Annotated in this window: 8 protein-coding genes and 1 pseudogene; 1 reads left to right on the plus strand and 8 read right to left on the minus strand. The window is 63.8% G+C overall.

Annotated elements, in window-relative coordinates:
* From B5M43_RS14725 to B5M43_RS14760, 8 genes and pseudogenes are all read right to left on the minus strand, one after another.
* A pseudogene (locus B5M43_RS14725) lies at positions 1 to 194 on the minus strand (IS3 family transposase); the annotation flags it as partial.
* Positions 195 to 245: 51 nt separating this feature from the next.
* On the minus strand, positions 246 to 1466 hold the full coding sequence (locus tag B5M43_RS14730) for a site-specific integrase (protein ID WP_167626842.1): 1221 nt from the start codon (positions 1464 to 1466) through the stop codon (positions 246 to 248).
* Positions 1467 to 1530: 64 nt separating this feature from the next.
* On the minus strand, positions 1531 to 1770 hold the full coding sequence (locus tag B5M43_RS14735; protein ID WP_134747299.1) for a helix-turn-helix domain-containing protein: 240 nt from the start codon (positions 1768 to 1770) through the stop codon (positions 1531 to 1533).
* A gap of 2 nt (positions 1771 to 1772) precedes the next feature.
* Positions 1773 to 2387 carry an ImmA/IrrE family metallo-endopeptidase gene (locus B5M43_RS14740; RefSeq protein WP_134747294.1) on the minus strand — a complete coding sequence of 205 codons (615 nt, stop codon included), beginning with the start codon at positions 2385 to 2387 and terminating at the stop codon, positions 1773 to 1775.
* A 71-nt stretch (positions 2388 to 2458) separates the two neighbouring features.
* Positions 2459 to 2848, minus strand: a complete 390-nt coding sequence (locus tag B5M43_RS14745) for a helix-turn-helix domain-containing protein (protein WP_134747292.1) — start codon at positions 2846 to 2848, stop codon at positions 2459 to 2461.
* Positions 2849 to 3142: 294 nt separating this feature from the next.
* Positions 3143 to 3397 (minus strand): hypothetical protein, encoded by a 255-nt coding sequence (locus tag B5M43_RS14750; RefSeq protein WP_134747289.1) that lies wholly within the window; start codon positions 3395 to 3397, stop codon positions 3143 to 3145.
* An 11-nt stretch (positions 3398 to 3408) separates the two neighbouring features.
* Positions 3409 to 3924, minus strand: a complete 516-nt coding sequence (locus B5M43_RS14755) for a hypothetical protein (protein WP_134747287.1) — start codon at positions 3922 to 3924, stop codon at positions 3409 to 3411.
* Positions 3925 to 4188 (minus strand): hypothetical protein, encoded by a 264-nt coding sequence (locus B5M43_RS14760; protein WP_134747284.1) that lies wholly within the window; start codon positions 4186 to 4188, stop codon positions 3925 to 3927. It abuts the gene before it with no gap.
* Between B5M43_RS14760 and B5M43_RS14765 the strand changes: the two genes are divergently transcribed.
* A partial coding sequence (locus B5M43_RS14765) for a transposase (protein WP_374198164.1) occupies positions 4187 to 4367 on the plus strand: 181 nt, incomplete at its 3' end. The two genes, B5M43_RS14760 and B5M43_RS14765, sit on opposite strands and share 2 nt — an antisense overlap.

Consider the following 4367-nt stretch of genomic DNA (forward strand, 5'->3'; position numbering starts at 1 on the left):
TCGATGTCGGCCTGCTTGACCCACATCCGCACGGACTCGACCCCGTAACCCAGCTGCGTCGCGACCCGCTGCACCGTCCCCTGCGTGACGCCGAGCTCAGCGCGCAGCGTCCTCACCATCCGCACCGCAGCGGCCTTCTCCTCGCTCGAGTAGCGACGCGTCGTCGGCTTCCCATTCGCCAGTTCCTTCGGCATGACTCCATCCTCGTTTCCAAGGTCAGGAGCCTCCAACAAACTCAGGGCGCTTCAGTCGTGGGTTCGAGCCCCACTGGGCCCTCCAAGAAATTCCGCCGTATCGACCCCCGTTGATCGGCGGTTTTTCTTTGCTCGCGATTCTTCGCTTTCCATGGCGTAGTAGTCGTTTGACGGCAGTAGTTGACGGCAACGGCCTGCACTCGCCTGCTCACGCGTGCCATTCACCGCCAGAGTTGCGACGGGCGTCGTGAGGGACGCGGCGACTCGTTCGAGCGCTTCCCGCTGGCCGGTGACGTCGCCGTGCTGGTAGAGCTCCTGCGTTGTCGTGATGTTTGAGTGCCCGAGGATGAGCTGGACGTCGCGGACCGGGACGCCGAGGTTCTTCAGGAGTGTCGCGACGGTGTGGCGTGTGTGGTGCACGGTGATGCGTGGCAGCCCAGCCTGGCCGCGGATCTCGTGGAAGGTGCGCACGAAGTTCTTCGGATCGACCGGCGTCCCCGCTGTGCTGAGGAAAATGAGGTCATCCGGCTCCGGTTCCCGTTCGTCACGCAAGGCGAGGAAACGGCTACGGATGGGCAACAGGAGCGGCAGGTCGCGCCGACCGGCGCTGGTCTTGACCGGCCCGGTCTGCAGCACGCCGTGAATGCGCTGTAGCTGCTGCCTAACGTGGATGATGTCCTGTTTGAAGTCGATGTCGCTCCAGCGAAGTCCCAGTACCTCGCCGCGGCGCATGCCGTAGGTCAGGAGCAGGAAATACCCGAGTGCCCAGCGATGCCCGTCACAGGCGTCCAGGAACGCGACTGCCTGCTCGCCCGTCCACGGCGTGATCGCTTTCCGCTCGTACTTGGGTAGGTCGATGAGGCGTGCGACGTTGCGGTAGACCAGTTCCTCCTTCTCAGCTCGGCTGAGCGCGGACGAGAGCACGGTGCGGACTCTGTGCAGGGTGCGTTCGGAGTTGCCGTCGGCGTAGAGGCGGTTGACGAGTTCCTGGGCGTCCTGGACGGAGAGCTTGTCGAGGCGCTTCTTGCCGATGAACGGCGAGATGTAGAGGCGAACCGTCGACTCGTACAGTTCGGCTGTGCGTGGCCTGGTCTTGATTGGTACGACCGTGCGCAGCCAGTAGTCGAGGTACCGCTCCACGCTCCAGTTGGTCGCCGGCACGGGGATGTTGCGGCGTGCCTGCTCCAGCGCAGCGACGAGCTTGCGGTGGACGTCCTCTCGTGACGTTCCGTAGAAGCGGATTCGCTTGCGACCGCCGCCCGCAACGGGCACGTATCCGGCTGCTTCCCACCGGCCGTCCTTGCGGTGCGTGAGGGTGCCTTCGCCGTTTGCTCGCCTACCCATGGAAGCCCCCGCGGGTACGTCCGGTGCGTTGCTCGGCGATGTAGCGCTCGAGATCTTCGGCCGGTACCACGCGGCGCTTGCCGATCTTGATCGAGCCGAGCTTCTCTTCACGGATGAACCGCTGGAGCGTCCATGCGCTCACACGCAGGACATCGGCGGCTTCCGGGATCGTGTAGAGGCGGGGCGCATCGTGGTGGACGGTGCGCTCGCCTGGTTGGTGAATGTTGGTCATGCTCACGATGGGTTCCCTCCTCTCGCGGTTGTCGTTACTTGCAGGTTCAGGTCGGACAGCCGCAGGGCCGCGCGGTCGCGGCTGACGCGCAGCCTGCGGGCGAGTTCGACGACGTCGCAGCGGTCTCGTTTGACGAGGCGACGAACGACGCGTGCAGGCATGAGGGCGGCTGAGGCGAAGCCATCGGCTGCCATCTCGGCCTGGGCGTGCCCGCTGAGATAGCGCGGGTCGTAGAGGTGCACGCTGGTGTTGTGATCAATGATGTGCTTGAACTCGTGCAGCAGCGTGAAGCGCTGTCGTTCCGGGGCGTCCTTGGCGTTGAGTCGGATGATCCAGGTGCGCTCTTCTTTGTTCCAGACGGCAAGCCCGGAGGCGGGCAGGTCGCGATCCGTTTCGACTCTCACCTGCGGGAGGCTGGCGACGAGGACATCGACGGTGATGTTCCGGATGGCCGCTTCTCGGGCGACGAGTGCGCCTTGGCGGGCTGCGATGCGCTGGGCGGCAACCCAGCTGACCGGGCGGGCGCGGTGTTCGCGAGCGAGGTTTCGCAGGCGCCGGATGAGGCCCGAGGGCACTCGAGGCGCCTGCTCAGTCAGCTCGCTGATTTGGTATGTCATGAAATTCTCCTCCTCTCATTCCCACCCGTGGAGTTAGCCATCACTGATGCGTCTTGTCCGTGCGTTGCCGCCTAGAACTCGTCTTCGCCGGGTTCTGGCCCGTCGAGGTTGATGCCGCTCTGCTGCGCTATGGCAGCGAAGTAGCCCTCGAGCTGGGCGACCTGGCTCGGAGTGAGCTCCTGGTAGCGAGCCCGGAGGTATGCCCCGAAGGACGGGAGCTTGGTGATCGACGGGTAGTCGACCAGTGCGTACAGGTCGGCTGCGGGGATGCTGAGCGAGCGGGCGATCGCAGTGAGGATCTCCGGTCGAGGCTGGACGATTTCGCCGTGCTCGATACGCCAGACGGTGTTGTTGACGACACCTGACAGCTCGGCGAGCTTCCGGATTGAGAGATCCTTTTCGATGCGCTTCTGGCGAATGAATTCGCCAAGCTTAGTTGTGGGTTCTTCCGCCTGATTCATTGCGGTAATCTCCGTTTACATTACTCCCGCTATTTTACCTCGTTGCTCGCAATAAGTCCCGGTCAAAGGCGTTTTCTACAACGTTTTATGGTCTGCCGTTGGCGAACTTCTGAGATGCATATGCAGTGATGGGTGCTGGTAATAGATAGATGTGGCGTAGGCGTTCTCTGTCACACCGCTACGGGTAGCGACGTGAGCAGATCGCCATTGGATGACGACACGAGCCACGTAGGTGTAGTGCTTTTCGCAACAGACTGCGGGGCATGCGTCGTTTGGTGGGCGCTTCTGGGCGGCCTACGTCATGAAGACGTGGAGGCGTCCGTCGCGGCCTTGGATGATGTCCCAGCCGCCCTCGACGTAGTGCCACAGCTCGTCGAGGTCGATCGACACGACGCCTTCGGGGATGCCGTGCTGCCGGCACAGCCCTGTGATCTCCTCCTCCCATTGGTTGTATTCGGTGAGTTCGCGGACGAGCGCTTCGCGGTCGGTGAAGCTGCCGATGTAGAAGTCCTGGAATGTCTTCTGGAGGTTGTCTGCCGTGGCGTTCACATCGGGCAGTTTCAGGAACGCCTCGAACGGTGTGCCCAGCTCGGCCAGCAGCGGTGTGAGGCGTCACGCAGTCTGCGGATGACCTCCGTCGGAGTGTCGGCCGGCACGTTGACGGCGATCGCTTCCTCACCCTCGCCGGTACTGGTTTCCCAGAGGATCGATCGGAGGGATGGTGTCTGGCCGTGCGGCCGGTTTGGGAAGCGCCCGTAGGTGTTCTCAGCTGCGATGACTCCGCTGGCGAACCAGGCGACCAGTTCGCGGATCGGCTCGGGTGCGCTGGGGTCATGGTGGATCAGGAGGTACTCCTCACGAAGCGCCTCGTTACTGCCCCTGCCGGTGGTGGCGTAACGCGCCAGCGCGGAGTCCTCATCGAGGCCGGCGTAGCGGACGAGTTCTGCCGCGATCGCTCGGGAAGCTTTGACTCGTACTTCGCCGTCACCGGTAAGGTTCTCGGGCCTCAAGGCTTCGTCGAGGTCGACGCCGTGGCCGTTCTCTGGCTGTTCGTGTCGTGCTCGGAAGCGTTCCATCTACCAGCCCTCCGATGCGGCAGATGCCATGCTGACCGGGCCGAGCGGTTCGACGTCGGTTTCGACCTCGAGGAATGTCCACAGCGCGATCACCCAGCCGGTCTGGTAGTTCGGCACCCGGATCGAGGTGAGCTCGGCAAGCGCCGCTGCGGTATCGAGCTGGTCGGATGCGGCGAAGCGCTCCAGGGCGGAACGGGTCTGCTGAACGAATAGGTGACACCTGATCTGTGGTGCCTGAGGGTGCCGCTGGGAGGATGTCATCATGCCCAAGCCCTATCCGCGCGAGTTCCGTGAGGACGTGGTTCGCGTTGCTCGTGGTCGGGATGCCGGGGTGCCGTTGCGGAAGATCGCGGCGGACTTCGGGATCAGCGAGACCTGCCTGCAGAACTGGATGCGCCAAGACGACGTCGAAGCCGGGGTCAAGCCCGGCGTGACGAAGTCGG

The sequence above is a fragment of the Microbacterium sp. MEC084 genome, from assembly GCF_004514465.2.
GTDB lineage: Bacteria > Actinomycetota > Actinomycetes > Actinomycetales > Microbacteriaceae > Microbacterium.

Bases quoted from the DNA above. Each gene is read 5' to 3' on its own strand.
- B5M43_RS14735 (WP_134747299.1), bottom strand. From the start codon at position 1,770: ATGACCAACATTCACCAACCAGGCGAGCGCACCGTCCACCACGATGCG.
- B5M43_RS14740 (WP_134747294.1), bottom strand. From the start codon at position 2,387: ATGACATACCAAATCAGCGAGCTGACTGAGCAGGCGCCTCGAGTGCCC.
- B5M43_RS14745 (WP_134747292.1), bottom strand. From the start codon at position 2,848: ATGAATCAGGCGGAAGAACCCACAACTAAGCTTGGCGAATTCATTCGC.
- B5M43_RS14755 (WP_134747287.1), bottom strand. From the start codon at position 3,924: ATGGAACGCTTCCGAGCACGACACGAACAGCCAGAGAACGGCCACGGC.
- B5M43_RS14760 (WP_134747284.1), bottom strand. From the start codon at position 4,188: ATGATGACATCCTCCCAGCGGCACCCTCAGGCACCACAGATCAGGTGT.